The organism is Oryzomicrobium sp. (assembly GCF_021287045.1).
Classification (GTDB): domain Bacteria; phylum Pseudomonadota; class Gammaproteobacteria; order Burkholderiales; family Rhodocyclaceae; genus Oryzomicrobium.
This window is the reverse complement of record NZ_JAJTBG010000002.1, coordinates 1-26,847: the sequence shown is the minus strand read 5'-3', so window position 1 is coordinate 26,847 and position 26,847 is coordinate 1. Positions and strand designations below refer to the sequence as shown.

The window sequence follows — 26,847 nt, the reverse complement described above, 5'->3', positions numbered from 1 at the left end:
CATGGCCGCCACGATGCCTCCAGGCACTCCTTCCGCCGCGCCCGCCCGGATGGCCCGGCCCGGCCTGGAATCGGTGCGGGTGCGCGGCTGGCTGGCCGCCCACAAGTGGCTGCTGCTGCGCCGCATCGTGCAGCTTTCCATCCTGGCCCTGTTCCTGGCCGGGCCCTGGTTCGGCGTCTGGCTGGTGAAGGGCAACCTCACCTCCAGCCTGACCCTGGGGGTGCTGCCCCTCACCGACCCCTACGCCCTGCTGCAATCCCTGGCGGCGGGCCACTGGCCCTACAAGACCGCCCTGATCGGCGCCGCCATCGTGCTCGCCTTCTACCTGCTGGCGGGCGGCCGGGTGTTCTGCGGCTGGGTCTGCCCGGTGAACCTGGTGACCGACGCCGCCGCCTGGTCACGCCGCCGCCTCGGCCTCAAGACCGGCAAGACCCCGGCGGAAGCCACCCGGCGCTGGCTGCTCGGCGCCACCCTGGTGGCCTCGGCCCTGTCCGGCGGCATCGCCTGGGAATGGGTCAATCCGGTGTCCTTCTTCCACCGCAGCCTGTTCTTCGGCTGGGGCCTGGGCTGGCTGGCCCTGGCCGCCGTGTTCGCCTACGACCTGACCGCCTCCCGCGGCTGGTGCGGCCACCTGTGCCCGATGGGGGCCTTCTACTCCCTGCTCGGCAAGACCGCCCTGGTGCGGGTCACCGCACCGGCGCGCAGCCGCTGCAACGACTGCATGGACTGCTTTGCCGTCTGTCCCGAACCCCAGGTGATCCGTCCCGCCCTCAAGGGCAGCGGCTCCCCGGTCATCCTGGCTTCCGATTGCACCACCTGCGGCCGCTGCGTCGATGTCTGCGCCCAGGACGTATTCCGTCTTTCACATAGATTCGATCAAAGGAGCATGTCATGAAACTCTCCCTGCCCCTGCTGACCGCGGTGCTGGCCTCCCTGCTGGCGGCGGTTTCCCTGTCCGCCAGTGCCGCCGATCCCAAGCCGGTGGTGGAATCCCTGCGCCACGCCGACATCAAGGCCGAGGTGAACGAGGGCGACATCTACAAGTACGAGAAGGACCGGGAGCCGATCCCCCGCGAGTACGTGCAGCAGCCGCCCCTGATCCCGCACACCATCGCCAACTACAACATCACCAAGGAATTCAACAAGTGCATGGACTGCCACTCCTGGACGCGTTACAAGGAGACCGGCGCGACCAAGGTGTCCCTGACCCACTTCAAGGACCGGGACGGCAAGGAGCTTTCCAACATCAGCCCACGCCGCTACTTCTGCACCCAGTGCCATGTGCCCCAGACCAATGCCAAGCCGCTGGTGGGCAACACCTTCAAGCGCGCCCAGGGACTCAACTAAAAGGAGCTGGTCATGACCTCGGCTGACAACAAAGATAAGCAAAGCCTCTACAAGCGCCTGCTGGCGCGCGTGATGGCGATCGGGCCGCTGACCGTGGTGGGCCTGTTCGTCGCCGGCATCCTCTTCTGGGGCGGCTTCAACACCGCCATGGAATGGACCAACCGGGAGCAGTTCTGCATCTCCTGCCACGAGATGAAGGACAACGTGTACCAGGAGTACCGCAACACCATCCACTACTCCAACCGCTCCGGCGTGCGCGCCACCTGCCCGGACTGCCACGTGCCCAAGGAGTGGGTGCCCAAGATCATCCGCAAGATCCAGGCGTCCAACGAGGTGCTGCACAAGATTCTCGGCTCCATCGACACCCCGGAGAAGTTCAACGCCAAGCGCCTCGAACTGGCCGAGCACGAGTGGGCGCGGATGAAGCGCACCGACTCCCGCGAGTGCCGCAACTGCCACAACTTCGAGTACTTCGACTACGCGGAGCAGGGCCGCCGCTCGGCGCGCATGCACCAGGAAGGCCTCAACGGCGGCAAGACCTGCATCGACTGCCACAAGGGCATCGCCCACCATCTGCCTGCCGTGGAACAGAGCATCGGCGCGGAAAAGAACGGTGCCGCCCCGGAAATCTTCCACCCGCCGGTGGAAAAGCCCGAAGGCGCAGCCGCCCAGGCCCCGGCCAAGTCCGAGGAAGGCGAAAAGCAGGAGAAGTAAGCAGTTCAGGCGGCCATTGCTGCATCGCCGCCGCCTCGCCGTCGAAACACCGCCCCGCATGCCGGGGCGGTTTTTTTTGCGCCGGGACAGGGATGTCCCATGGCGCGGGGGCGCTGGAGAGCCGTTCGGCGCAGCGGGGCCGGGCCGCCCGGTAGTGGGTTATGCGGCTGCGCCCGGCGGAAGGGCCAGGCCAAGCCCCAATAGGGACGGGCATTTCCGGCCGCCCTGTCCGCAACTCCGCACCCAGCCTCGCTCTGGGAAGGCGGTGCCCGGAAAAGCCCTACTGGCGCGGGGTTTGGCTGGAAGGGCTGGCCGCGCCCGAGGCGCCGGGCAGGTAGGTGAGCAGCACCCCCAGGCCGGCCTGGACCGTGGCGTAGATGCCGTAGAGCAGGGAGGCGGTCACCGCCAGCTCGGTGCTCGCGCCGAACAGGCCCAGGCACACTGCGGCGCCGGCTTCCCGGGTGCCCCAGCCGCCGAAGCTGACCGGCAGGGCGGCCATGATGAAGATCGGTGCCGCAGCCACGGCGTAGGTCCACACCGGCAGGTCCAGCCCGGTAGCGCGGCCGGCCAGGGCCAGGGCTCCGATGGAAAGCACCTGCACCAGGGCCGACATGCCCAGCTGCCAGACGAACTGGCGACCGGCTTCGGGCAGGCCGAGTAGGCGTTCCGCCTGGGCGCGCCAGCGCGCCGGCAGGCGCGGCAGCAAGCCGTGGCGGGCGCCCCAGAAGAACAGCAGGGGCAACAGGAACAGGCCCAGGGTGGCGGCCAGGGTCAGGCCGGCGGTGGCCAGCACCGGCAGGGCCGGGCCCTGCCAGAAGGGCGGCAGGCCCAGGGCGAGCAGCACGGCGCCAGCCACCGCGCCGGACATCAGGCACAGCACCCACAGGCCGGAAAAGCGGTCGAGCACCACCGACAGGCCCGATTCCAGCACCGGGTTGCCCCCGCGCACCAGTAGGCCGGCGCGCAGCATGTCGCCGGACAGGGTGGCGCCGGGCAGCAGGGTGTTGGCGGTCATGCCCTGGAAATAGACGCGCACCATGGCGATCAGCGGCGAGCGCAGCCCCAGCCAGCGCGACAGCTCGTGCCAGCGCCAGGCGGACACCACGTTGGAGGCGATCGACACCAGCAGGCCGAGGGCGACCCAGGCCAGGTCGAGACGGCGGAAGGTGGCGGCGACCCGGGCCGGGTCCACCACCCAGACCACGGCGGCGAGCAGCAGGGGCGCCGCCGCCAGCTTGACGGCGGTCTTGGCGGAAATCACGAAAGCGCTTCGCTCAGGGCGATCGGGCTGTTCAGAGTTCGCCTTCCGGCGCCTCGCGCAGCCGGTACTGGTCCCGGCCTTCCGGCTCGTGATAGACCCGGATCAGCACTTCGCCGAGGACGCCCAGGCCGATCAGGTTGACCCCCATCAGCGACAGCATCACCCCCACCATCAAGAGCGGCCGGCCGCCGATGTCGTGGCCGGTGAGCTTGACCCCGAGCAGCCAGGCCAGGGCCGCCAGGCCCGGCACCAGCAGCCACAGGCCGACGCCGCCGAAGGCGTGCAGCGGGCGGTGCAGGTAGCGCATCATGAAGCGCATCAACAAGAGGTCGAGGATCACCCGGAAGGTTCGGTCGATGCCGTACTTGGAGACGCCCCGGGTGCGGGCGTGGTGGCGCACCGGCACCTCGGTGATGCGGGCGCCGGCCTCGGCAGCGAGGATCGGGATGAAGCGGTGCAGTTCGCCGTAGAGGCGGATGCGGCGGATGATCTCGCCGCGGTACACCTTCAGGGCGCAGCCGTAGTCGTGCAGGGTCACGCCGGTGACCTTGGAGATCAGGCGGTTGGCGATCATCGACGGCAGCTTGCGCGACACCGCCTTGTCCTGCCGGTCCTTGCGCCAGCCGGAGATCATGTCCACCGAGGAATCGCTATCAAGGCGGTCGAGCAGGGCCGGGATGTCCGCCGGATCGTTCTGCAAGTCGCCATCCAGGGTCGCCACGTACTTGCCGGTGACGGCGTCGAAGCCGGCTTGCAGGGCGGCGGTCTGGCCGTAGTTGCGCATCAGGTAGCGGGGCTTGAGCCAGGGCGTCTTGGCCGCCAGGTCGCGCAGCACCCAGGCCGAGCGGTCCCGGGAACCGTCGTCCACGCAGATCAGCTCGAAGCTGCGCCCGGTGGGCAGCAGGGCTTCGCCCACCTTGGCCACCAGGTCGGGCAGGTTTTCCTGCTCGTTGTAGATGGGGATGACGATGGAAACGTTGGGCCGGGCGTCGTGGGCCTTGTCGGCAGCGGGGGCCAGGGCGGCGGAAGGTTGCAGGTCGGTGGCGGTATCGGTCATGAGAGGGGTCACTCCGTGCCCGGCTGGGCGGTGGCGGCGCCGGCGTCGGCCGGTTGCAGCCGGTCGCGGCGGGCCAGGTGCAGGGTCAGGGCGATCAGGGCGTAAAGGAAGAGGGGCACATCCAGCAGGTAGTCCCACAGGTTGTCGGAATCGGCCAGGCGCAGGGCATAGGCGGCCATGTCCACCGCCAGCAGCGCGGCCAGCAGCGGCGCCCGGCGGCAGGCCGCCAGCCCGGCCGCGGCCAGGGCGGCGAGCAGCCACCAGGGCTGGTAGCCGAAGCGGTACAAATCCAGGGAGCCGGCGCCCAGGGCGGTGGGGTAGAGGGCGGCGCCGGCCAGGGCAACGGCGCCGAGCAGGCCCAGGCGCGCCCCCGGGGCCAGGCGCAGCGCCGGGCTGCCCCACCAGGCCAGCAGGCACAGTTGCAGGGTGGTGAACGACAGGTCGCTCCACAGCCCGCGCAGGGCGGCCGCCAGGGAGGTGCCGGCGAAGGGCACCAGGCTGAGCAGGCCCAGGGCCAGGGGTAGGGCCGCCATCAGGCGGCGGCGCGGGGTGAGGGGCGGGGCGGTGGTGGCCGCCGCTCCGCCGGCCGCCGGGGCGTCGGGCTGGTCGATGCGGACGGATGCGGGCGCGGCGGCTGCGCCATCCGGGGTAGCCGGAACGTCCGGCCCGGGGCGCGCGGTGAGGCGGCGCACCAGGGCGGCGCTGACGGCGGCGACGGCCACGGCCTGGCTCGCCAGGCCCACGGCAACGGTCAGGGTGCTCATCGACGCACCTCCTGGAGGGTGTCGGGGGTCAGGACGCGGTGGCGGATCGTCTCCCGCTTCCAGGTATAAGCCACGTGCACCCGGCCGGCCCGGTCCTGGGCCAGGGCGGGGTAGGAGAATTCGTCCTCGCCGTCGTTGCTCTCTTCCAGCACCCGGGCTTCGTACCAGTTGTCGCCCTGGTCCTCCGAGAGCCACAGGGCCAGGCGGTTGCGTCCGCCGGCGATGGGGTTGCAGGCCAGCAGCAGGCGGCCGTCGGCCAGGCGCAGCAGGGCCACGGCGGCGTTGGGGTTGGCTACCGGCAGCGGTTCGGCGGGGCGCCAGCTGGCGCCGCCGTCGGCCGAGGTGGCGGCGAGCACCCGGCCCGGGCCGGGGCCGGCGTCGCGCAGCAGGGCGAGCAGGTCGCCGTCGTCCAGGGCCGCCACGGCGGGTTGCAGGGCGCGGCGCGGCTGGGGCAGGCGCGCCTTGTCGAGCACGCGGCCGTCGTCGTCGAGGCGCAGCCATTCGCCGTGCTTGGCGATGAACTCGTGGTACACCGGCAGCCCGGCGCCACCACCCAGCTCGGGCCACAGCGGCGGGGTGCGCACCAGGGTGCTGATGTTGAGGAAGGGCGAGGTCACCAGGCGTTGCGCCGGGGTCCAGGTGCGGCCCTCGTCGTCGGACACCTGCTGGTTGATCGACGAGCCGGCCCAGCCGCCGAAGGCGACGCTGACGAACCACAGGTGGAGGCGTCCTTCCGGGTCCTGACCGAGGACCGCGTTGCCGAGCTTGCGCACGTAGCGGCCGGTGGCGGCCTGGGTGGCGGCGCGGGTGGCTACGGCCCGGGGCTCGGACCACAGGCCGCCGTGGTGGCCGGTGCCGGCGGCGTGCCAGCGGGCCAGGTAGATGGCCACGTCCGGCGCCCCTTCCTTGCTGCCGGCGAACCAACTGGCGAGCACGTCACCGTTGGCCAGGGCGAGCAGGTTGACCGCGTGGGCACTGGGGGCGACCCGGGGCAGGAAACCGTCGGTGGCCGCCAGGGCCGGCTTGCCGCGCAGCTGTGGCGCCACCGATACCGGGGCGGAGCGCACCGGCGGTTCGAAGCGGGCCGGACCCGGGCGCGGCACGGTGAGGGCGGCGCCGGCGGCGGCCAGGGCCACGGCCAGGCCGGCGGCCACGGGGCGGATATAGGGGTGGGTATGGGACGGCAAGGCGGTCGGGAGTCTCATCGGGCGGCCTCCGTCTTGGCGTCGCTGTTGGCACCGGCGGTGGCCGGGGCGGCCACTTCCAGGTAACGGATGGTCGATTCCAGCGGTTGCAGGGAGCGGCTGCGCAGGGCCTCGCGCCATTCCGCCTTGCCGGCGCCGTCCCGGGTGAAGCGCACGCCGGAGCCCCGGGAGGCCAGGGCCTGGTAGCCGCCCAGGGGGCGCAGGGTGGCGCCCAGGGCCCGGGCCTGTTCCTGGAGGCGCGCTTCGTCCTCGGCGCGGACGAAGACGAGCAGGCGCGGCGGCGCCAGATGGCGCGGCTGGAGGGTGTCGGTATGGCTCAGGGCCCGGCCGAGCAGGATCGGCAGCATGGCCGGCTGGGGGCCGTCGAACATCAGCACCGGCCGGTCGGCGGCCAGGGCGCGCACCGGCTCCGGCACGGCGTTGATCTGCAAGTGGGGGAAGAACAGGCCGAAGAAGGTCATCCACAGCAGGGCCATGGCGCCGGCCAGCCAGCGCGGCTCGGCCCGGGCGGCGGCCCACAGCACCAGGGCCAGGGGCGGCAGCAGCCAGCCCCAGCCGCCCAGGTGGAACCAGAAGGCGAAGGCGGCGAACACGCCGGCCACCAGCAGCACCAGGGCCGCCCCCAGGCGCAGCGCCCAGGCCGGGAAGCGCTCGCCCCGGTCGAGAGCGAAGCCCAGGATCAGGGCGAAGGGCACCAGGGAGCCGACCAGGTAGCGGTCGAAGGTGTGGATGAAGCAGAACGGCAGCACGGTGAGGCCGGCCCACAGCAGCAGGGTGCGGGCGGGGCCGGCCTCGCGGCGCAGGCGCCAGGCCAGGGCCAGCAGGACGAAGCTCCAGGGCATGACGATCTGCAACGCGGCGAGCAGGGTCTGGGGCGAGGGGGTGAACAGCTGGCGGGCTTCCAGCTCTTCCTGCAACTCGGCGGCGGCGGCTTCCGGGTAGCGCAGCCGCACGTAGATGAACCAGGGCAGGGCCAGGGCCAGGAACAGGCCGAGGGCGCCGGCGACGGAGAACTTGCGCCGCCACAGGTCGGCCAGGGGCCACTGGCCGGAGAGCAGCAGGCCGAGCACCCCGGCGCCGCACACCACGGCGACGATCGGCCCCTTGAGCAGGAAGCCGGCGGCGAGCAGCACCGCGGCCAGGGTCAGATCCCGGGCGCGGCGGTCGTCCTTCCAGCGCACCAGGAAGAGGAAGGACAGGGTGGACAGGGACGCGGTGGGCACGTCGAGCATGAAGCGGCGCGATTCGCTGGCCAGCCCCAGCACGGTGAACAGCAGCAGGGCGGCCCACAGGCCGGCTCCGGCAGAGCCGGCGAGGCGGCGCCCCAGGGCGGCGGTGGCGGCCACCAGCAGGGCGGCGAACAGCACGGTGATGCCCCGGGCGGCGGGCAGGGACGGACCGAAGGTCTCGAAGCTGGCGCGGCCCAGCCAGTAGAGCATGGGCGGCTTTTTCAGGCGCGGCTGGTCGTTGAGCACCGGCACCAGCCAGGCGTCCTTTTCCATCATCTCCATGGGGGTGCGCAGCCCCAGGAAGAATTCGTCCTTGCCGGTCAGGCCGGTGGGCTCCTGGATGCCCAGGCCGAACACCACCAGGGCGGCGAGGAACAGGCCGACCAGGGTCAGGGGCCAGCGCCGGGGGGCGGAACGGGAAAAGGGCATGGGCGGGTCGGGTCCGGTGCTGCGCCAGGGCAGGGCGGCATGTGGCAGGTGGCGGGCGGCACCGCGCACGGGCGCGGGGCAATGGCGCGGATTATAGCAAGGGGGCGCCCCCCGGCCTTGCCGGTCGGGTATCGGGCAGGGAGGGCCGGCGCAGCGGGGGCGGCGAGTGGTGTGCGTTCTTACGCCGGCCTTGCCCGGCGGTGTTGGTTCTGGTGGCGGCCGGCCCTAGCCGCCGTAGGCGGCCAGTCCGGGCAGGGCGGCCCGGGCGTTGGCGCCGGTCAGGGCGGCGGCCTCGTCCGGGGAGATGCCGCGCAGGTCGGCCAGCACGGCGGCGAAGGCCGCCAGGTGAGCCGGTTCGTTGCGCTGGCGCGGGGCGAAGGCGGGGGGGATGTCCGGAGCGTCGGTTTCCAGCACCAGGGCGTCGCCGGGCAGGGTGGCGCCAAGGCGGCGGATACGCTGGGAGCCCTCGTAGGTGAGGGTGCCGCCGAAGCCCAGGCGCAGCCCCAGGTCGAGAAAGGCGCCGGCCTGCTGGGCGCTGCCGTTGAAGGCGTGGGCGATGCCGCCGGGGCCGCCGCCCTTGCCGAACACCTGGCGCAGGTACTTGAGCACCGTGTCCTGGGCGCGCCGGATGTGCAGGATCACCGGCAGGCCGAAGTCCCGGGCCAGCTTGAGTTGGGCGAGAAAGAGGGCTTCCTGGCGGGCGCGCAGTTGCGGGGTTTGCAGCGCCGGGGCGAAGCCGTCCAGGCCGATCTCGCCCACCGCCACCGGCGGCCGGGGGCCGGCCAGGGCGGTTTCCAGGGTGGCGGCCAGCTGGGCCAGGTCGTCTTCCTGCGCTCGGGGCACGTAGAGGGGATGGATGCCGTAGGCCGTGGCCACCGTCAGGCCGGGCGGGGCGGCGGTGCCGGCGACAGCCGATTTTGGGTGGGCGGCGGCGAGCGCGGCCACGGCGGCGAAGTTGGCGACCTCCACGGCCGGCACCACCGCCAGCCGCACCCCGGCCGCCGCCGCCCGGGCGATCACGGCAGCCCGGTCCGGGTCGAACTCGGCGGCGTCCAGGTGGCAGTGGGTGTCGATGAGCATGGCGAAGGTCCGCGCCCCTATTGGGTTTCCGAAGGGTGGCCTTGGAGAGGCGCGTGGTTGCTGGCGCTGCGGGCGGGGCGTCTGGAGAAGCGCGCCCCGCCTAGGGGTTAGCGGCTGCCGAAGCGGGCCGGGCGCTTTTCCAGGAAGGCGGCCAGGCCCTCGGCGAAGTCCGGGGTGGCGGCGCAACTGGCGAAGCTGGCCTGCTCCCGGGCGAGCTGTTCGGGCAGGCTGGCGGTGAGGGACTGGTGCAGCAGGGCCCGGGTATTGGCCAGGGCCTGGCGCGGGCCGTCGGCCAGGCGCTTGGCCAGGGCCAGGGCCTCGTCCTGCACCGCGTCCTTGGCCACCACCCGGTTCACCAGGCCCCAGTCCAGGGCCTGGGCGGCGCCGAAGCGGTCGCCCAGCAGGGCGATCTCGGCGGCGCGCTTGGCGCCGACGATGCGCGGCAGGGACCAGGTGGCGCCGCCGTCCGGGGAGGTGCCGATGTGCCGGTAGGCCAGGGTGAAGTAGGCGTCCTCGGCGGCCACCGCCAGGTCGCAGGCCATCATCAGCGACAGGCCGAAGCCGGCGGCGGCACCGCGCACCGCGGCTACCACGGGCTTGCCGCCTTCCTTGAGCAGCAGGGTGGTGGCGTGCACCCGGGCGATGAGGTCTTCGAACAGGATGTGCAGGTCGGCCTGGTCCAGGTGCAGCTGCTGGTGGAACCACTTCAGGTCGCCGCCGGCCATGAAGTGGTCGCCGGCGCCGGCGATCACCAGGGCGCCCACCTGCGGATCGTCCAGGGCCGCCAGGACGGCCCGGCGCAGGTCGTCGATCATGGCCACGTCGAGGGCGTTCAGCGCCGCCGGGCGGTTGAGGGTGAGCAGGGCCACGCCGTCGGCGTGGCGTGAGAGGACCGTGGGTTCGGGGGCGTTGCTCATGGTGGGGCTGTCTCCGTCGTTGGAATTATGGGTGCTGTGCTGGGGATGGGATGGCGCTTGCCGTGCCGCCGTCCCGGGCGGGCCGGGGCGGCGGCAGGCGTTGGAGGCTAGGGGCGCGGCCGGCCGAGGAAGGGGAAGACCGGCGTCGGCGCCTTGCCCGACACCAGGTCGGCCAGGGCGGCGGCGGAGCCGCAGGACAGGGTCCAGCCCAGGGTGCCGTGGCCGGTGTTGAGCCATAGGTTGGGCAGGCTGCTGCGTCCGATGATCGGCACGTTGGATGGGGTGGCCGGGCGCAGGCCGGTCCAGTACTGAGGCGGGCCGTCCAGTTCGAGATGGGGGAAGAATTCCAGGGTGCGGGTGAGCAGGGCCTCGCAGCGCACCCGGTTGAGTTCCAGGCCGTAGCCGCCGAATTCGGCGGTGCCGGCTACCCGCAGGCGGTTGCCGAGGCGGGAGAAGACCAGCTTGCGCTCGTCGTCAGTGAGGCTGACGGTGGGGGCGCGGGATTCGCTGCCGGGCTTGAGCGGCAGGGTGGCGGAGTAGCCCTTGGCCGGGTAGATCGGCAGGTGCAGGCCCAGGGTGCGGGCCATCAGGGGGCTGTAGCTGCCCAGGCAGAGCACATAGGCGTCGGCGGTGAGCAGTTCTTCCGCCCCGTCCGGGTCGCGCACCACCACGCCGGCCACCTGGCCGCCGGCGCTGGGGATCTGCTCTATGGTGGTGCCGTAGCGGAATTGCACGCCCCGGGCGGCGGCCCGGGCGGCCAGGGCCTGGGTGAACTTGTGGGCGTCGCCGGATTCGTCGGAGGGAGTCCAGTCGCCGCCCACCAGGCGGTGGCGGAAATCGGCCAGGGCCGGTTCGATGGCCACGCACTCGTCGGGGCCGACCGGCCGACGGTCTAAGCCCAGGTCGCGCATCGCCGCGGATGCCTTGACTGCGCCGTCGAATTCCTTGGGATCGGTGAAGATGTGCAGGATGCCCCGTTCCAGGTGGTCGTACTGGAAGTCCGGGCCCAGCTCGGCGCGCAGGGCCTGGAGGGTCTGCCGGCTGTACAGGGCGAGGCGGACGATGTCCGTCATGTTGCGCCGGGTGCGTCCCGGGGTGCATTCGCGCAGGAAGCGCAGGCTCCAGTCGAGCAGCTGCCGGTCGGCGCGCAGGTGGAAGAGCAGGGGGGAGTCCTCGCGCCCCATCCAGGCCAGGGCCTTGAACGGCGTGTGGGGATTGGCCCAGGGTTCGGCGTGGCAGACCGAGATCTGGCCGCCGTTGGCGAACGACGTTTCCAGCCCGGCGCCGGGCTGGCGGTCGATGACGGTGACCTGGTGGCCGGCGGCGGCGAGAAACCAGGCGCTGGTGGTGCCCACCACGCCGGCGCCGAGGACGAGGACCTGCATGGAAACCTCCTGACGTGCAACGCGCATCGCGCAAGAGGGAATCTTAACGGGAAGTGGCCCGGCCGGGGCGGCCGGCATGCCGGCGGGAAGGTGGGGATTGGGTGGAGCGCCGCACCGGACGGCGCGGTTGCCGCCGGCGGGCGGGGGCGGGGCCGTCCGCCTGCCCGTTCGCCTCAGTGCTTGGCGTAGGGCGAGAAGGGCGCGCTGGTGTGGGGGTCGTCCCCTTCGTGCTCCCGGTTGATGCGGATCACTTCGGGGATATGGCGCAGACCGCGCATCACCGCCGCCAGGTGCACCCGGTGGGCGACCTGGATGGTGAACTGGATCGAGGTGTACAGCCCGCCGCTGCCCTCTTCCATGCTCACGTTCTCGATGTTGGAACCGGCCTCGGCGATCTCGGTGGCGATCTTGGCCAGCACGCCGCGCTGGTGCTGGGCCTCGACCCGGATGCGCACGTCGAACAGCTTGCCCGGCTGGGCGGCCCATTCCACGTCGATCCACTTTTGCGGTTCGAGGCGGCGCGATTTGCGGATCATCGGGCAGTCGTGGGTGTGGATTTCCAGCCCCTGGCCCTTGCGGATCGAGCCGACGATGGGGTCGCCGGGGATGGGGCGGCAACAGGTGGCGAAGGTGACCGCCATGCCCTCGGTGCCGTGGATGACGATCGGCCCGGGGCGGATGTCGTCGTTGCCGACGTCCTCCCGGGACATCAGGCGGCGCGCCACCACCGAGGCCAGGCGCTTGCCCAGGCCGATGTCGGCGTAGATTTCCTGGATCGGCTTGTTGCCCGATTCGCGCATCAGCTCGTCCCAGGCGGCGGCGGGCACGTCGGAGGGCTCCACGCCCAGGGACTTTAGCTCCTGGTTGAGCAGGCGCTCGCCCAGGGCTGCGGATTCCTCGTTTTGCTGGGTCTTGAGGAAGTGGCGGATCTTGCTGCGCGCCCGGCCGGTCTTGACGTAGGACAGCCAGGACGGGTTGGGGTTGGCGTGGGCGGCGGTGACGATTTCCACCTGGTCGCCGTTCTGCAACTCGGTGCGCAGCGGCGCCAGCTCGTAGTTGATCTTGGCGGCGACGCAGCGGTTGCCGATGTCGGTGTGCACCGCGTAGGCAAAGTCCACCGCCGTGGCACCCTTGGGCAGGGTGAGAATCTTGCCCTTGGGGGTGAACACGTACACCTCGTCCGGGAACAGGTCGATCTTGACGTGCTCGTAGAACTCGGCCGAATCGCCGGCGGTGTTCTGCAATTCCAGCAGGGACTGCAGCCACTTGTGGGTCTGGTTCTGCAACTCGGCGCTGCTGCCGTCGGCCTCTTCCTTGTACAGCCAGTGGGAGGCCACGCCTTCCTGGGCCAGGTGGTGCATTTCCTCGGTGCGGATCTGCACCTCGATGGGGGTGCCGTAGGGGCCGATCAGGGTGGTGTGCAGGGACTGGTAGCCGTTGGCCTTGGGGATGGCGATGTAGTCCTTGAACTTGCCCGGCAGGGGCTTGTACAGGCTGTGCAGGGCGCCCAGGGCCAGGTAGCAGGTGGGCACGTCGGACACCACCACACGGAAACCGTAGATGTCGAGCACCTGGGAGAAGGTCAGGCGCTTCTCGACCATCTTCTTGTAGATCGAGTACAGGCTCTTTTCCCGGCCGAACACCTGGGCGTCGATGCGGTGGTCCTTCATCTTGCCCTGGATGCCGTCGAGGATGCGGGTGAGCAGCTCGCGTCGGTTGCCCCGGGCCGCCTTGACCGCCTTCTTGAGCACGCCGAAACGCATCGGGTGCAGGTTCATGAAGGACAGGTCCTGCAACTCCCGATAGACCTTGTTCAGCCCCAGCCGGTTGGCGATCGGAGCGTAGATTTCCAGGGTCTCGTTGGCGATGCGGCGGCGCTTGTCGGGCCGCATGCTGCCCAGGGTCTGCATGTTGTGCAGACGGTCGGTGAGCTTGATCAGGATGACCCGGATGTCCCGGGCCATGGCCAGGAGCATCTTGCGGAAGTTTTCCGCCTGGGCTTCCTGGTAGGAGGAGAACTCGATCTTGTCGAGCTTGGAGAGGCCATCCACCAGGTCCGCCACTGGCTTGCCGAAGCGCTCGGTCAGCTCGGCCTTGGAGGCGCCGGTGTCCTCCAGCACGTCGTGGAGCAGGGCGGCCATGATGGCGGTGGCGTCGAGCCGCCACTCGGCCACGGCCCCGGCCACGGCCAGGGGGTGGGTGATGTAGGACTCGCCGGATACCCGCCGCTGGCTGCGGTGGGCCACCTCGGCGTAGGCGAAGGCCTCCTTGACCTTGGCCACGTCCTCCGGCTTGAGGTAATCCAGGCTGTCGATGAAGACCAGGTAGGCCGGATCGTCCAGGGGGAAGGGCGGGTAGGTCTTTTCCGCCGGCGGGGTGCTGACCGGCGCGCCCAGGGGGCGGCTGGCGGCCCCCGGGATGTCCGCCGCCGCCGCGGGAGGTGTAGCAGGCGCGGCGGGGGCGGGTGCGGAGGGGCGAGGAGGGGCGGTGGGTGTTTCCATTGATCCGCTCTCGCCCGATGCGTCAGGACGTGCGCTTAGGCCTGGCCGCGGTTGAGGACTTCGGCGCCGACCTTGCCTTCGGCGATTTCACGCAGGGCGATGACCGTGGGTTTGTCCTTGTCTTCCTCGACCATGGGGGTGGCGCCGTTGGCGATCTGGCGGGCGCGGTAGGTGGCGGCCAGGGTCATCTGGAAGCGGTTGGGGATGCGGTCAAGGCAATCGTCGACGGTGATGCGGGCCATGGAGGTTCCTGTGATCGGGTGGGAAAAAGCAACGAAAAGCGGCGAATTGCAGGAAAAATCCGGTTTTCTCAGCTTTCCAGCAGGTTGGTGAAGAGGGCGCCGTGGCGGGCGCGCTGCCGTTCGAGGCTCAGCCGCGCAGCGCGGACCACGGCTTGCAGGTCGGCAAAAGCCGATTGCAACTCATTGTTAATAATAACATAGTCGAACTCGCCCACATGGCGCATCTCGTCCCGGGCGGCGGCCAGGCGGCGGGCGATTACTTCCTCGGAATCGGTGCCCCGGCCGGCCAGCCGCCGCGCCAGTTCGGCGGTGGACGGCGGCAGGATGAAGATGCCGACGCAGGCCGGGAAGAAGCGCCGCACCTGCTGGGCGCCCTGCCAGTCGATTTCCAGCAGCACGTCGCGGCCGGCGGCGATCTCCTGTTCGATCCACACCCGGGAGGTGCCGTAGTAGTTGCCGTGCACCTCGGCCCATTCGAGGAATTCCTTGCGCTCGACCATGGCCAGGAAGGTCGGCACGTTCACGAAGTGGTAGGCTGTGCCGTTCTCCTCGCCGGGGCGTGGCGCCCGGGTGGTGTAGGAGATCGACAGGCGGATGCCCGGATCGTTCTGCAACAGCATGCGGGTGAGGGTGGTCTTGCCCGCCCCGGAGGGGGCGGCGACGACGAACAGGGTGCCGGGGGGCTGGGTACCGGTCATGGCGGGATGGGCTCCGGGGAGAAAGGGCGTCGCGAAGGTCAGTCGATGACTTCCGGATGCTTGGCGAGGAAATCCTGGCGGGTGGTGCGGCGGATCGCGTCGCCGGAAATGTAGGCGTAGCCGGCGGCCTGCCACTTGGCCAGGTCGGTCATGGCGGCGGGCACCACGGTGGCCAGGTCGTAGAAGTCGCCTGGCTTGTAGCCCCGGGCGGCGGCCGCGTTGCGGCAGATGCGGATGGTTACGCCCTGGTCGGTGAGTTCCTTGAGCTTGTCGTAGATGTCCGGGTAGGCCCCCCGGTTGAGGCGCGACAGCATGTGCAGTTCGTTGCCGTGGGCGACGATGACCAGGTGGGAATGCTTGAGGTCACCGAATTCCTTCAGCCCACGCAGGTGATTCTGCAAGTAGCCCAGGCCTTGCAGCAGGTCTTCCGGCTTCTCGTAGTTGAAGTGGTATACCGCCTTCTGGGCCCCCAGGGGGCTGCCGTCGAAGCGCGAGGGATCGTCCGGCCCCGCCTGGGCGGCGGGGGCGGCCAGGGCCAGGACGGCCGCGAAGGCGAGCAGCAGAAACTGCGCGGCGCGGCGGATGGAAACGGCGCGGGCCAGGACGGCGGTCAACGGCTGGGGCATGGCAAGACTCCTCCGGGGTTGGGGTGGGGCCGGTCGCTGCCGGCTCACTCCAGATTCTGCACCTGTTCCCGGATCTGCTCGATGAGCAGTTTCAGTTCCATGCTGGTGGAGGTGACCACCGGAGTGGCGGCCTTGGAACCCAGGGTGTTGGCTTCCCGGTTGAGTTCCTGCATCAGGAAGTCGAGGCGCTTGCCGCTGGCGCCGCCGGTCTTGAGGATGCGGTCCACCTCGTCGGCGTGGGTGCGCAGGCGCGACAGTTCCTCGGCCACGTCCACCTTGGTGGCGTAGAGGACGATCTCCTGGCGGATGCGGTCGTCGTCCACCCGGGAGGCGTCGCCCAGGGCGTCGAGCAGGCGCTGGCGCAGCTTCTCTTCCAGAGCGGCCTGGGCGGCGGGCATTTCCGGTTCCACCAGGGCGACGATCTCGCGGATGCGGGCGGTGCGCTCGCGGATCATGGCGGCCAGCTTGTCGCCCTCGCGGCGGCGACTGGCGGTGAAATCCACCAGGGCCTCGTCGATCAGGGTGCCGACGGCGGCGGCCAGGGCCTCGCCGTCCAGGCTCTCTTCGGCGAACACCCCGGGCCAGCGCAGAATTTCGCCGGTGGACAGGGGGGGCGCATCGGGGGAGTGGGACTGGACCAGGCTCTGCCAGCGCACCAGGCGGGCGATGGCCTCGCCGTTGGGTTCCTGGGCCGACACCGTGGCGGCGGGGACGAAGTACAGCCGGCATTCGAGCTTGCCGCGGCTGACCTTGGCGGCGATGCGCTCGCGCAGCAGGGGCTCGAAGCCGCGCACCTCGTCGCCGAGGCGGAAGAACAGGTCGAGGAAGCGGCTGTTGACGCTCTTCAGTTCCAGGTGCAGGGCGCCCCGGCCGATGTCACGGACCCGGGCGCTGTAGCCCGTCATGCTGGCGATCATGGGATTAACTCGAAAAAGGTGGGAAGACAGGGGAAGGATAGGGGATCGGGGCCCGCGTCGGGTGAACGGGCGATGACGGTGCCGCGGATGGTCCCGTGGACCGCCCGTCGCCTCGCGCCTTTACAGGGAAGGGTCGGGCCCGGACAATGGCCGGCATCAGGGGATTCGCTGCCGTTCCGCCGCCGATCGCCGCCAGTTGGCCGAGGTTCGCCGGTGGAAAGCGCTGGAAAAGCGCCGGATTATCGATCGCCGGGCCGCGCCGTCCGTGGGTCGGCGGGCGAAACCCTGTGCTTATACGAAAAAAACCGAATTAGACGCCGAAGTCCCCGATTTTCCCTATTTTTTTCATCATAGCCCCTTCCTGAATGGCCCAACAAGCCAACGTCGCCCTCGTTCCCGGCTTTTCCTTCGAAGGCTACCGCATCGAGCGGCAGCTGTCGGTGGGCGGCTTTTCCATCGTCTACCTGGCGACGGACGGGGAAGGGCGCCAGGTGGCGGTCAAGGAATACCTGCCCGCCAGCCTGGCCCTGCGCGGCGAGGGCGAAACCCGGCCGAGCGTGTCGTCCGAGCACCTGCCGGCCTTCCGCTACGGCATGAAGTGCTTCTTCGAGGAAGGCCGGGCCCTGGCCCGGCTGTCCCACCCCAACGTGGTGCGGGTGCTCAACTTCTTCCGCGCCAACGACACGGTCTACATGGTCATGGCCTATGAAGAGGGGCGCACCCTTCAGGACGTGATCCACAAGCACCGGGGCAAGCTCACCGAGAAATTCATCCGCGGCGTGTTCGTGCGCCTGCTCAACGGCCTGCGCGAGGTGCACAGCCACAAGCTGCTGCACCTGGACCTGAAGCCCTCCAACGTTTACCTGCGCACCGACAACACCCCGGTGCTGATCGACTTCGGCGCGGCGCGCCAGACCCTGGCCAGCGACTCGCCCATGCTCAAGCCCATGTACACCCCGGGCTTCGCCTCCCCCGAGCACTACCAGAACCGGGAGCTGCTCGGCCCCTGGAGCGACATCTACTCGGTGGGGGCCTCGATGTACGCCTGCCTGGCCGGCAACGCCCCCCAGGCGGCGGACGAGCGGATGCGCAAGGATCACCTGGTGCCGGCCATGGCCCGCTTCGAGGGCCAGTTCTCCGACCAGTTGCTGGAAACCATCGACTGGTGCCTGTGCCTCAACCATCTCTACCGGCCGCAAAGCTGCTTCGCCCTGCAAAAGGCCCTGACCGAAACCCCCGACCCGGCCCAGCTCGCCACCAAGCGAGCCTCCTGGCTCTCGCAGCTGGTGGACCGCTTCCGCAAGAACAGCACGCGATGAAATTCACCATCTACCAGGAAAGCCGCGTCGGACAGCGGCGCAACAACGAAGACCGGATCGCCTACAGCTATTCCCGGGACGCCCTGCTGACGGTGGTGGCCGACGGCATGGGCGGCCACCACCACGGCGAGGTCGCCGCCCAGCTGGCCGTCCAGTACCTGATGGACGTGTTCCAGCGCGAGGCCAAGCCCTCCATCGACGATCCCTTCCTGTTCCTGCAACGCGGCTTCAACAACGCCCACGAGGCGATCATCGACTACTCGGTGGCCCACGGCCTGTCGGATTCGCCGCGCACCACCTGCGTCGCCTGCATCGTCCAGGACAACGTGGCCTACTGGGCCCACGCCGGCGACTCGCGCCTCTACCACCTGCGCCGGGGCCGGGTGGCGTCGGTGACCAAGGACCATTCCCGGGTCCAGCTGATGCTCGACGACGGCCTGATCAACGAGGCCCAGGCCGCCATCCACCCGGACCGCAACAAGATCTACACCTGCCTGGGGGGCTTCGAGGCCCCGGAAATCACCTTCTCGCGCAAGACCCCCATGGAGGCAGGCGACCTGCTGGTGCTGTGCACCGACGGCCTGTGGAGCAGCGTTTCCGGCGACACCATGAACGCCGTGCTCGGCGACGCCAACCTGATGCAGGCCGTACCGGTGCTGATGAACATGGCCGAGCAGCGTGGCGGCCCCCACGGCGACAACCTGTCGATGATCGCCGTGCGCTGGGAGGACAGCTACTCCGACGATCCGTCCAGCTCCATCCAGACCCAGGCCATGGCCCAGGGCGAGGTGCACACCCAGATGGGCCAGCTCGGCCCCCTGGGGCGGCGCCAGGACGATGGCCGGCCCGACCTGTCCGACGACGAGATCGAGCGCGCCATCGCCGAAATCCGCTCCGCCATCGACAAGTACGCCAAGCCGTAGAATCACCCCATTTGCGGCGCGCCCGGCATCCGGCCCGGCGCGCCTGCTCCGTTTCGCGAAAGGAATCCCATGCGTCCCAGCCAGCGCCAGCCCGACCAGCTCCGCCCCGTGCGCCTCACCCGCGCCTTCACCCGCCACGCCGAAGGCTCGGTGCTGATCGAGATGGGCGACACCCGGGTGCTGTGCACCGCCAGCGTCGAAGAGAACGTGCCGCCCTTCCTGCGCGGCAAGGGCCAGGGCTGGGTCACCGCCGAATACGGCATGCTGCCCCGCTCCACCCACACCCGCACCGCCCGGGAAGCGGCCAAGGGCAAGCAGACCGGCCGCACCCAGGAAATCCAGCGCCTGATCGGCCGCTCCCTGCGCGCCGTCACCGACCTGGCCGCCCTGGGCGAGCGCCAGATCACCCTGGACTGCGACGTGCTGCAAGCCGACGGCGGCACCCGCTGCGCCGCCATCACCGGTGCCTGGGTGGCCCTCTGGGAAGCCTGCGAGAAATTGAAGCAGGCCGGCAAGATCGCCGCCAACCCGGTCAAGGACCACGTCGCCGCCGTGTCCGTGGGCATCGTCGGCGGCGCGCCGGTGCTTGATCTGGACTACCCGGAAGATTCGGCCTGCGACACCGACATGAACGTGATCATGACCGGCGGCAAGGGCTTGGTCGAAGTCCAGGGCACCGCCGAGGGCAAGCCCTTCACCCGGGCCCAGATGACCACCCTGCTCGACCTGGCCGAGGCCGGCATCGCCACCCTGGTGGCGGTGCAGCAGGAAGCCATCGCCGCCGCCGGCGCGGACAAGTAAGGGGACCGCCATGCGCCTGGTGCTCGCCTCCAACAACGCCAAGAAGATGAAGGAAATGTCGGCCCTGCTGACGCCCCTGGGCATCGAACTGGTGCCCCAAGGCGCCCTGGGAGTGCCCGAGGCCGAGGAGCCCTTCGACACCTTCGTCGAGAACGCCCTGGCCAAGGCCCGCCACGCCGCCCGGCTGACCGGCCTGCCGGCCATCGCCGACGATTCCGGCTTGTGTGTCGCCGCCCTGGGCGGCGCCCCCGGCGTCCAGTCGGCCCGCTACGCCCAGCTGCGCGCCGGCGGCGAGAAGTCGGATGCGCGCAACAACGCCCAGCTGCTCGCCGATCTGCAAGGCCAGGCCGACCGGCGCGGCCACTACGTCAGCGTGCTGGTGCTGGTGCGCCACGCCGCCGACCCCCAGCCGATCATCGCCGAGGGCGAGTGGCACGGCGAACTGCTCGACGCCCCCCGGGGCGAAGAAGGCTTCGGCTACGATCCCTACTTCTTCATCCCCGAACTGGGCCAGAGCGTCGCGGAACTGGACGCCGCGACCAAGAACCGCCTGTCCCACCGGGGCCAGGCCATGGCGCTGCTGCTGGACAAGCTGAAGCGCCATCCGCTGTAAGTCCGCAATGCAACACCGGGCCATGCCTCGGAGAGCCGCGCCAATAGGCACTCTCCAGGCAGCCCCTCTGTAGATCGAGTAGTCATGCCGCTTCCCAAGGTCATTCCCCTGAGCGCCAGCAATGGCGCGGCTTCCCGGGGAGGTGCCACTTCCGCGTCCGGCCCCGCTGCCTCCGGCCTGGTCGCCCCGCCGCCCCTGTCGCTGTACATCCACGTGCCCTGGTGCGTGCGCAAGTGTCCCTACTGCGACTTCAACTCCCACGAGCCCCGGGGCGGCGTCGGCGAGATTCCCGAGGACGCCTACGTCGATGCCCTGATCGCCGACCTGGAATCAGCTTTGCCCCTGGTGTGGGGGCGGCCGGTGGGCACCATCTTCATCGGCGGCGGAACCCCCAGCCTGCTTTCCGGCGCCGCCCTGGAGCGGCTGCTCGGCGCGGTGCGGGCGCGACTGCCCCTGACTCCGGGGGCCGAGATCACCCTGGAGGCCAATCCGGGCACCGCCGAGGCCGGCAAGTTCGCCGCCTTCGCCGCCGCCGGGGTGACGCGACTGTCCCTGGGCATCCAGAGCTTCAACCCGCGCCACCTCAAGGCGTTGGGGCGCATCCACGACGATCACGAGGCCCGGGCCGCCATCGAGCTGGCCGCCCGCCACTTCGAACGCTTCAACCTGGACCTGATGTACGGCCTGCCCGGTCAAACCCTGGACGAGGCCCGGACCGACCTGGACACGGCCCTGTCCTTCGCCCCGCCCCACCTGTCGGCCTACCACCTGACCCTGGAGCCGAACACCGCCTTCGGCCATACCCCGCCGCCGGACCTGCCCGACGACGAGGTGGCCGCCGACATGCAGGAGGCCGTGGAGGCACGCCTGGCCGCCGCCGGCTATGAGCATTACGAGACTTCGGCCTTCGCCAAAGCCGGCTACCGCTGCCAGCACAACCTCAACTACTGGACCTTCGGCGACTACCTGGGTATCGGCGCCGGCGCCCACGGCAAGCTCTCCAGCCACGAGGGCATCCGCCGCCAGATGCGCTGGAAGAGCCCTCGGGATTACCTGGCCAAGGCGCCGCTCGGCGAGGCGGTGCAGAGCGACGAGTGGGTGGTGGCGGAAGAGCTGCCCTTCGAGTTCCTGATGAACGCCCTGCGCCTCAACGACGGCTTCGATGCCCGCCTGTTCCAGGAACGCACCGGCCTGCCCCTGCTGACCATCGCCCGGCAGCTGGAGGCGGCCCAGGCCGACGGCCTGCTGGTACGCGATTTCCGCCCGGCCGGCGAGGGCCAACTGGAATGGATCGCCCCGACCCCCCGGGGCCGGCGCTTCCTCAACACCCTGCTGCAACGCTTTCTGCCCTAGCCCCAGGGCGACGGGCCGGCGCCACGGGCGGGGTGACGCTCCCGGCGGCGGGTGGTAGGGTGCGGGCATTCCAAAAGCATCGAGCCCGGGCCATGACCTTCCCCGATTCCTCCCCAGAGTTCACGCATCATCCCGCATCCGCTGTCGCCGGCCAGTCCGCTAATCCTCCGGTGGGCGGTACGGCGGGGAATGGAGGGGGAAATGGGGCTGGCAGTGCGCTAGGTTGCACCACCGACATCGCCCCCCTGCTCGACGAGGCCGTCGCCGCCGGGCTGCTCGCCCGCCAGCAGGCGGCGCCCCTGGCCGAATTCCTCGCCGCACGGTTGCGGCAGCCGGCCGGCGCCGCCGCGCCGGTGCTGGGGGAGTCCGGCGGCGCGCGCTTCAAGGCCGCCCACATCCTCTACTACCTGGGGGGCATGCTCGCCATCGGCGCCGCCAGCCTGTTCCTCACCGTCGGCTTCGCCCAGCTGGGCGGGGCGGGCATGGCCCTGATCGCGGCCCTCTACGCCGGGGCCGCCTACAAGGTGGCGACCCACTTCCTCGGCCGGGGGCTGCGCGTGCCGGCGGGCATCCTGGCCACCCTGGTGGTGGTGCTGGTGCCCCTGGCCGCCTACGGACTGCTGCTCGCCCTGGGCGTCGATTTCCTCGGCCACGACTATTCCCAGTACCACTCGCGCATCGACCCGGTATGGCTGACCCTGGAGGTGGTCACCCTGGCCGTCGGCGCCGGCCTGCTGCAACGGCTGCGCCTGCCCTTCATGGTGATGCCGGTGGCGGTGACCCTCTGGTACATGAGCATGGACCTGGCCGCCCTGCTGCTCGCCAGCCCGGAGCTGGACGGCCTCGGCTGGACCGACGGCTGGCGCTTCCGCGAGCAGTTCTCGCTGGTTTTCGGCCTGCTCACCCTGGGCCTGGCCTTGTGGGTGGATCTGCGCAGCCGCTTCGCCCGGCCCGGCGAGGACTTCGCCTTCTGGCTGCACCTGGCCGGGCTGCTGGCCTTCTGGGGCGGTCTGTCCAGCCTGGATAGCGGCAGCGAGTGGGGGCGCTTCGCCTACGCCCTGATCAACCTGGGTCTGATTGCCGTAGGCACGGTGCTGGTGCGCCGCGCCTACGCGGTGTTCGGCGGCCTGGGCCTGGCTTTCTACCTGGGCTACCTGGCCCACCGGGTATTCCGCGACAGCCTGCTCTTCCCCTTCGCCCTGACCCTGCTCGGCCTGGGCATCATCGCCCTGGGCCTGGTCTGGCAGCGCCACCAGGATGCCTGGCGCGGCCGGCTGCTGGCGGCCTTGCCCGGGCCCCTGGCCGAACTGCTGCGCCGCCGCCAGGCCGAGGGGTAAGCGCAACGGGGCCGGAGCGGCCTTGGCCCCGGCCACAGCCCGTTACAGCGGGGCAGCGGGAATGGGGGCATAGTTGCAAGCTATTCCTTACGCGGTAGCCGTTGCTGGAGCCTCCATGTCCGGATCCCCCACCACCCTGCAGATCATCGCCACGGCCCTGTTTGTCCTGGCCCTGGTGCACACCTTTTCCACCGGCTACTTTGAGCAGCTCGCCCACCGCCACCCGCGCCACGCCGGTCTGTGGCACCTGCTCGGCGAGGTGGAGATCGTCTTCGGCCTGTGGGCTCTGGTCCTGGCCGTGGCCCTGTTCGCCCTCCAGGGCACGGCGGCGATGACCGACTACCTGGATTCGCGCAACTACACCGAGCCCCTGTTCGTCTTCGCCATCATGGTGGTGGCCGGCAGCCGGCCCATCCTGGTCGCGGCCCGGGGCCTGTCCCTGGCCCTCGCCCGGTTGCTGCCCCTGCCACCGGCGGCGGCCCTATACTTCACCGCCCTGTTCCTGATCCCCCTGCTCGGTTCCCTCATCACCGAGCCGGCGGCCATGACTCTGGCTGCCCTTTTGCTGCGCGACCGCTTCTTCCGTCCCGGCGTCTCCACCCGCTTCCTCTACGCCACCGTCGGCGTCCTGTTCGTCAACGTCTCCATCGGCGGCACCCTGACCCCCTACGCGGCGCCGCCGGTGCTGATGGTGGCCGGGGCCTGGGGTTGGGACCTGGCCTACATGCTGAAGGAATTCGGCCTGCGCGCCGGCCTGGCGGTGGCGGTCAACGCCCTGGTCCTGACCCTGCTCTTCCGCGCCGAACTGGCCCGGCTGACGCCGGACGCCAAGGATGGCACGGACGGCGACGGCAGCGACGCGGTACCCTGGCCGGTGATCCTGCTGCACCTGCTGCTGCTCGCCGGGGTGGTGGTGTTCGCTCACCATCCGCCGGTGTTCCTGGGCCTGCTGCTGCTCTTCTTCGGCGTGGTGTCCGCCTATCCGGCCTACCAGGACCGGTTGATGCTCAAGGAGGCCCTGCTGGTGGCCTGCTTCCTGGCCGGCCTGGTGATCCTCGGCGGCCTGCAGCAGTGGTGGCTGCAGCCGTTGCTGCTGCGCATGGACGCCACCTCGGTGTATTTCGGCGCCACGGCCCTCACCGCCGTCACCGACAACGCCGCGCTCACCTATCTGGCCTCCCTGGTGGACGGCCTGTCGCCGGAATTCAAGTATGCCGTGGTGGCCGGCGCGGTCAGCGGCGGCGGCCTGACGGTGATCGCCAACGCCCCCAACCCGGCGGGCCTGTCGATCCTCAAGGGCAGCTTCCCGGAAAGCGCGGTCCATCCCCTGGGCCTGTTCCTCGCCGCCCTGCCGCCGACCCTGGTGGCCATGGCGGCGTTCCTGCTGGTCTAAACAATCCCCTGGCCCGGGTGGGTGGCACCGGGTAGGATGTCGAAGTTCCATGCTTTTGGCATTGGCATGCCGCCGTGCCGATGTGGGGCTTTATCCATTCAATCAACAAAAAAAGGGGAAAGTTGTGTATCTGTCTCGTCTGCTGTTGTCCATGGCAATGATCGCCACCGTCGCTCTGACGGGCTGCGCCACCTCGCGCAGTGTGGTCGATCCGAGTATTGCCGCCAGCGCCAACCCGGTGCAGGGGAAGGCCGTGCGTATCGAAAAAGTGGTTGATGCCCGGGTCTTCGAGAAGGCGCCGAGCGAACCCTCCACTCCGTCCCTGGATCCGAGCGAGCCGACGGACGACAAGATCAAGGCCCGGGCCATCGCCCGCAAGCGCAATGGCTACGGCAAAGCGTTGGGTGACGTTCTGCTGCCCGAGAACAAGACGGCGGCCAACCTTGTCAGCGATGCCGTGGCCGAGGGCTTCCGCGCTTCCGGCTATCGCGTGCTGGTGCCCGGTGACGCCGGGTTCGAGCAGGCTATCCCGGTCACGGCGGATGCCCGGCAGTTCTGGGCCTGGTTTACCCCGGGCTTCTGGTCGATCACCATGAGCCATCGTTCCGAGGTCAAGCTGGATGCGCCCCTGCCCGTCCTGCAAAGTGGCAAGGTGGTGACGGCGGAAGCCGAGGATTCGCGCCAGGCGGCTACCGAGAGTGCCTGGCAGGAGATCGTCAGCAAGGGTATGACCGAGCTGGCCAAGAGCGTGCGTGCTGCGTTGCAGCCGGCACAGTAAGCGGTCTCCGGACCCAAAAAAAGACCCCGCTGCGGCGGGGTCTTTTTTTGGGTGAAGCGCTGGTGCGCGATGCTGTTGTTCACCCCTTGCGGAACACCAGGTCCCACACCCCGTGGCCGAGCCTCAGGCCCCGGTTTTCGAACTTGGTCAGGGGCCGGTACTCGGGGCGCGGGGCGTAGCCGTCGCCACCGGCCGGGGCGGTGTTGGCCAGGGTTGGTTCGGCGGACAGCACCTCCAGCATCTGCTGGGCGTATTCCTCCCAGTCGGTGGCGCAGTGCAGGTAGCCGCCGGGGGCGAGGCGGCTGGCGATCAGGGCCACCAGCGGGCCCTGGATCAGGCGGCGCTTGTGGTGGCGCTTCTTGTGCCAGGGGTCGGGGAAGAACACGTGAACGCCGGCCAGGGCGCCCTCGGGAATCATGTTCTGCAACACCTCCACGGCGTCGTGCTGGCAGATGCGCACGTTACTCAGCTGGCGGTCGGCGACGTGCTTGAGCAGGCTGCCGACGCCGGGCTGGTGCACTTCCACCCCCAGGTAGTCGATTTCCGGGTGGGCGGCGGCGATGGCGGCGGTGGAATCGCCCATGCCGAAGCCGATTTCCAGCACCACCGGGGCGCGGCGGCCGTACAGGGCGGCCAGGTCGAGGGGGGCAGCGGCGTAGGGCACGCCCAGGCGCGGCATGTCCTGCTCGTAATGGCGTTCCTGGGCCTTGGACATGCGGCCCTGGCGCAGCACGAAGCTGCGGATCGAGCGGCGTTTGGGGAAATCGTCGTCCCGGTCGGCGGAGTCCGGGGATTGGCTGGGCAGGGCGTCGTCGTGGGCAGTGGTCATGGGCGATCGGGAAGAATCAGAGGGGCCGGTCGGCAAACAGTTGAGTCAGGTCGAAGCGGGGGCCGTCCACCTGGTCGGCCAGGCCGTCGCAGAAGGCCGGCTGGCGGGCGAAGTCCCGGGCGCGGCGGCGGATTTCGTTGTGCCAGGGCACCAGCGGGTCGCCCTCGGCACCGTCCGCCAGCTCCCCGCCCCGGGCCTTGTCGTCCGCCAGTTCGGCGGCCAGGGCGGCGGCAAGACCGGCACGGGCGTCGTCGGCGGTCTCGCCGTTGCGTTCCTGCCAGCGGGCGTAGCGTTCATCCAGGGCGTCCCGGGCCGTGTCGGGGAGCTGGGGGCGGCAGGTGTCCACCACGGCGGCCAGGGTTTCGGCGGCCTCGCTCAGGGTGAAGTTGCGGGCCCGTTCCAGGTTGGCCACCAGGTCGTAGCGGGGGCCTTCCAGGGCCTGGGGCAGGGTGGCGCAGGCCGCGCCCAGTTCCGCGTCGTCTAGCTTGAGCGCGGCGGGCAGGCGCAGGGCGGCGGCGATGTCGTCGCTGCTGGCCAGGTGGGCGTTGGGGCCGAAGTAATACCGGGCCAGGGCCGCCTCGGCTTCGTGGACCGGCGCGGCGTTGCGCTCGTTCCAGGCGGCGTAGGCGTCCCGGGCCGCTTCCCGGGCATCGTCGTTCTCGACTTCCACCTCGCACAGGCTCGCCAGTTGCGCGGTGGCCCGGGCGATGCCGAAGATGCGCTGCTGGGCCAGCACCCGGGGGCGGTCGAAGGCGTAGCCGAGGCGGGCCGGGTCCACCACCTTCAGGTGGGGTTCGGCGGCCGCGGCGGGGAGTTCTTCACTTGTCCCACCCTCGCCGCTTCCTTCATGGCCGGCCTGGGGCGCCGCTTCGGCGATAGGCGCGGGGGCGGCGGCAGGTGAGGACGGGGGCGTCGCGGGCGTTGGGCCTTCCTCGGCGCGGGTCGGGGCGGACAGGGTCAGGACGGCAAACCCTGCCAGGGCGAGCAGTACGGGGTGCAGGCGCATGGCGGGACGGGCGGAGATGAGGTGAGGGGCCTGGGCCGGGAGTAAGGCGGTAGGGCTCAGGAGCGGGAGCCGATCATTCCCTCGGTGGGGGAACTGGGATCGGCGCTGTAGAACTTGCGCGGC

The 26,847-nt window shown here is 70.3% G+C and carries 25 protein-coding genes and 1 pseudogene; 11 read left to right on the top strand and 15 right to left on the bottom strand.

All coding sequences use genetic code 11. The features are described 5' to 3' along the window. Position 1: 1 nt before the first annotated feature. From napH to LWW89_RS02065, 3 genes are all read left to right on the top strand, one after another. Positions 2 to 895, top strand: coding sequence for a quinol dehydrogenase ferredoxin subunit NapH (napH, locus tag LWW89_RS02075; RefSeq protein ID WP_293260407.1), 894 nt, complete (start codon positions 2 to 4; stop codon positions 893 to 895). Further along, the gene (locus tag LWW89_RS02070; protein WP_293260404.1) at positions 892 to 1,347 is read left to right on the top strand and encodes a nitrate reductase cytochrome c-type subunit; all 456 of its coding nucleotides are present in this window, start codon (positions 892 to 894) and stop codon (positions 1,345 to 1,347) included. The genes napH and LWW89_RS02070 overlap by 4 nt, the downstream gene beginning before the upstream one ends. A gap of 72 nt (positions 1,348 to 1,419) precedes the next feature. Continuing rightward, positions 1,420 to 2,061 (top strand): NapC/NirT family cytochrome c, encoded by a 642-nt coding sequence (locus tag LWW89_RS02065; RefSeq protein ID WP_293261267.1) that lies wholly within the window; start codon positions 1,420 to 1,422, stop codon positions 2,059 to 2,061. 280 nt (positions 2,062 to 2,341) lie between these two features. Here LWW89_RS02065 and LWW89_RS02060 read toward each other — a convergent pair whose 3' ends face one another. The 13 genes and pseudogenes from LWW89_RS02060 to LWW89_RS02000 form a co-directional block, all read right to left on the bottom strand. Then, a complete protein-coding gene (locus tag LWW89_RS02060) occupies positions 2,342 to 3,322 on the bottom strand; it encodes a lysylphosphatidylglycerol synthase transmembrane domain-containing protein (RefSeq protein WP_293260401.1) in 981 nt (326 codons plus the stop codon). Between the two features lie 31 nt (positions 3,323 to 3,353). After that, positions 3,354 to 4,379 (bottom strand): glycosyltransferase family 2 protein, encoded by a 1,026-nt coding sequence (locus LWW89_RS02055; protein WP_293260398.1) that lies wholly within the window; start codon positions 4,377 to 4,379, stop codon positions 3,354 to 3,356. 8 nt (positions 4,380 to 4,387) lie between these two features. Then, positions 4,388 to 5,143 (bottom strand): hypothetical protein, encoded by a 756-nt coding sequence (locus LWW89_RS02050; protein WP_293260395.1) that lies wholly within the window; start codon positions 5,141 to 5,143, stop codon positions 4,388 to 4,390. Beyond that, positions 5,140 to 6,348, bottom strand: a complete 1,209-nt coding sequence (locus tag LWW89_RS02045) for a sialidase family protein (protein ID WP_293260392.1) — start codon at positions 6,346 to 6,348, stop codon at positions 5,140 to 5,142. Before LWW89_RS02045 ends, LWW89_RS02050 begins: the two co-directional genes overlap by 4 nt. Then, a complete protein-coding gene (locus LWW89_RS02040; protein ID WP_293260390.1) occupies positions 6,345 to 8,006 on the bottom strand; it encodes a glycosyltransferase family 39 protein in 1,662 nt (553 codons plus the stop codon). The genes LWW89_RS02045 and LWW89_RS02040 overlap by 4 nt, the downstream gene beginning before the upstream one ends. A gap of 225 nt (positions 8,007 to 8,231) precedes the next feature. After that, the gene (locus LWW89_RS02035; RefSeq protein ID WP_293260387.1) at positions 8,232 to 9,086 is read right to left on the bottom strand and encodes a TatD family hydrolase; all 855 of its coding nucleotides are present in this window, start codon (positions 9,084 to 9,086) and stop codon (positions 8,232 to 8,234) included. A 107-nt stretch (positions 9,087 to 9,193) separates the two neighbouring features. Then, positions 9,194 to 10,003: an enoyl-CoA hydratase-related protein gene (locus LWW89_RS02030; RefSeq protein ID WP_293260384.1), complete on the bottom strand. Its 810-nt coding sequence runs from the start codon at positions 10,001 to 10,003 to the stop codon at positions 9,194 to 9,196. 107 nt (positions 10,004 to 10,110) lie between these two features. Further along, entirely contained in the window at positions 10,111 to 11,388 is a 1,278-nt protein-coding gene (locus LWW89_RS02025) for a D-amino acid dehydrogenase (protein ID WP_293260380.1), read from the bottom strand. Between the two features lie 173 nt (positions 11,389 to 11,561). Then, on the bottom strand, positions 11,562 to 13,889 hold the full coding sequence (locus LWW89_RS02020) for a bifunctional (p)ppGpp synthetase/guanosine-3',5'-bis(diphosphate) 3'-pyrophosphohydrolase (protein WP_293260377.1): 2,328 nt from the start codon (positions 13,887 to 13,889) through the stop codon (positions 11,562 to 11,564). Between the two features lie 53 nt (positions 13,890 to 13,942). Next, positions 13,943 to 14,131: pseudogene (gene rpoZ, locus LWW89_RS02015) on the bottom strand (DNA-directed RNA polymerase subunit omega); the annotation flags it as partial. 68 nt (positions 14,132 to 14,199) lie between these two features. Then, complete coding sequence (gene gmk, locus LWW89_RS02010) at positions 14,200 to 14,829, bottom strand: guanylate kinase (protein ID WP_293260371.1); 630 nt, start codon at positions 14,827 to 14,829, stop codon at positions 14,200 to 14,202. 38 nt (positions 14,830 to 14,867) lie between these two features. After that, complete coding sequence (locus tag LWW89_RS02005) at positions 14,868 to 15,455, bottom strand: DsrE family protein (protein WP_293260368.1); 588 nt, start codon at positions 15,453 to 15,455, stop codon at positions 14,868 to 14,870. Positions 15,456 to 15,499: 44 nt separating this feature from the next. Then, entirely contained in the window at positions 15,500 to 16,372 is an 873-nt protein-coding gene (locus tag LWW89_RS02000; RefSeq protein ID WP_293260365.1) for a YicC/YloC family endoribonuclease, read from the bottom strand. 365 nt (positions 16,373 to 16,737) lie between these two features. On the opposite strand from LWW89_RS02000, the gene LWW89_RS01995 reads away from it, so the two are divergent. The 8 genes from LWW89_RS01995 to LWW89_RS01960 all read left to right on the top strand — a co-directional run bounded on the left by LWW89_RS01995 (position 16,738) and on the right by LWW89_RS01960 (position 24,889). Further along, positions 16,738 to 17,691, top strand: coding sequence for a serine/threonine-protein kinase (locus LWW89_RS01995; RefSeq protein WP_293260362.1), 954 nt, complete (start codon positions 16,738 to 16,740; stop codon positions 17,689 to 17,691). After that, positions 17,688 to 18,614: a protein phosphatase 2C domain-containing protein gene (locus LWW89_RS01990; protein ID WP_293260359.1), complete on the top strand. Its 927-nt coding sequence runs from the start codon at positions 17,688 to 17,690 to the stop codon at positions 18,612 to 18,614. The genes LWW89_RS01995 and LWW89_RS01990 overlap by 4 nt, the downstream gene beginning before the upstream one ends. Before the next feature lie 69 nt (positions 18,615 to 18,683). After that, the gene (gene rph / locus LWW89_RS01985; protein ID WP_293260356.1) at positions 18,684 to 19,415 is read left to right on the top strand and encodes a ribonuclease PH; all 732 of its coding nucleotides are present in this window, start codon (positions 18,684 to 18,686) and stop codon (positions 19,413 to 19,415) included. A 10-nt stretch (positions 19,416 to 19,425) separates the two neighbouring features. Next, positions 19,426 to 20,028 carry an RdgB/HAM1 family non-canonical purine NTP pyrophosphatase gene (rdgB, locus tag LWW89_RS01980; RefSeq protein WP_293260353.1) on the top strand — a complete coding sequence of 201 codons (603 nt, stop codon included), beginning with the start codon at positions 19,426 to 19,428 and terminating at the stop codon, positions 20,026 to 20,028. 84 nt (positions 20,029 to 20,112) lie between these two features. Then, a complete protein-coding gene (gene hemW, locus LWW89_RS01975; protein WP_293260350.1) occupies positions 20,113 to 21,381 on the top strand; it encodes a radical SAM family heme chaperone HemW in 1,269 nt (422 codons plus the stop codon). A 92-nt stretch (positions 21,382 to 21,473) separates the two neighbouring features. Continuing rightward, complete coding sequence (locus LWW89_RS01970) at positions 21,474 to 22,718, top strand: hypothetical protein (RefSeq protein ID WP_293260347.1); 1,245 nt, start codon at positions 21,474 to 21,476, stop codon at positions 22,716 to 22,718. Between the two features lie 115 nt (positions 22,719 to 22,833). Beyond that, the gene (locus tag LWW89_RS01965; RefSeq protein WP_293260345.1) at positions 22,834 to 24,111 is read left to right on the top strand and encodes a putative Na+/H+ antiporter; all 1,278 of its coding nucleotides are present in this window, start codon (positions 22,834 to 22,836) and stop codon (positions 24,109 to 24,111) included. Between the two features lie 151 nt (positions 24,112 to 24,262). Further along, entirely contained in the window at positions 24,263 to 24,889 is a 627-nt protein-coding gene (locus LWW89_RS01960; RefSeq protein WP_293260343.1) for a hypothetical protein, read from the top strand. 79 nt (positions 24,890 to 24,968) lie between these two features. On the opposite strand, the gene trmB is transcribed toward LWW89_RS01960, so the two are convergent. Next, positions 24,969 to 25,718 carry a tRNA (guanosine(46)-N7)-methyltransferase TrmB gene (trmB, locus tag LWW89_RS01955; protein WP_293260341.1) on the bottom strand — a complete coding sequence of 250 codons (750 nt, stop codon included), beginning with the start codon at positions 25,716 to 25,718 and terminating at the stop codon, positions 24,969 to 24,971. A 16-nt stretch (positions 25,719 to 25,734) separates the two neighbouring features. Further along, on the bottom strand, positions 25,735 to 26,724 hold the full coding sequence (locus LWW89_RS01950) for a hypothetical protein (RefSeq protein ID WP_293260339.1): 990 nt from the start codon (positions 26,722 to 26,724) through the stop codon (positions 25,735 to 25,737). Positions 26,725 to 26,847 lie beyond the last annotated feature (123 nt).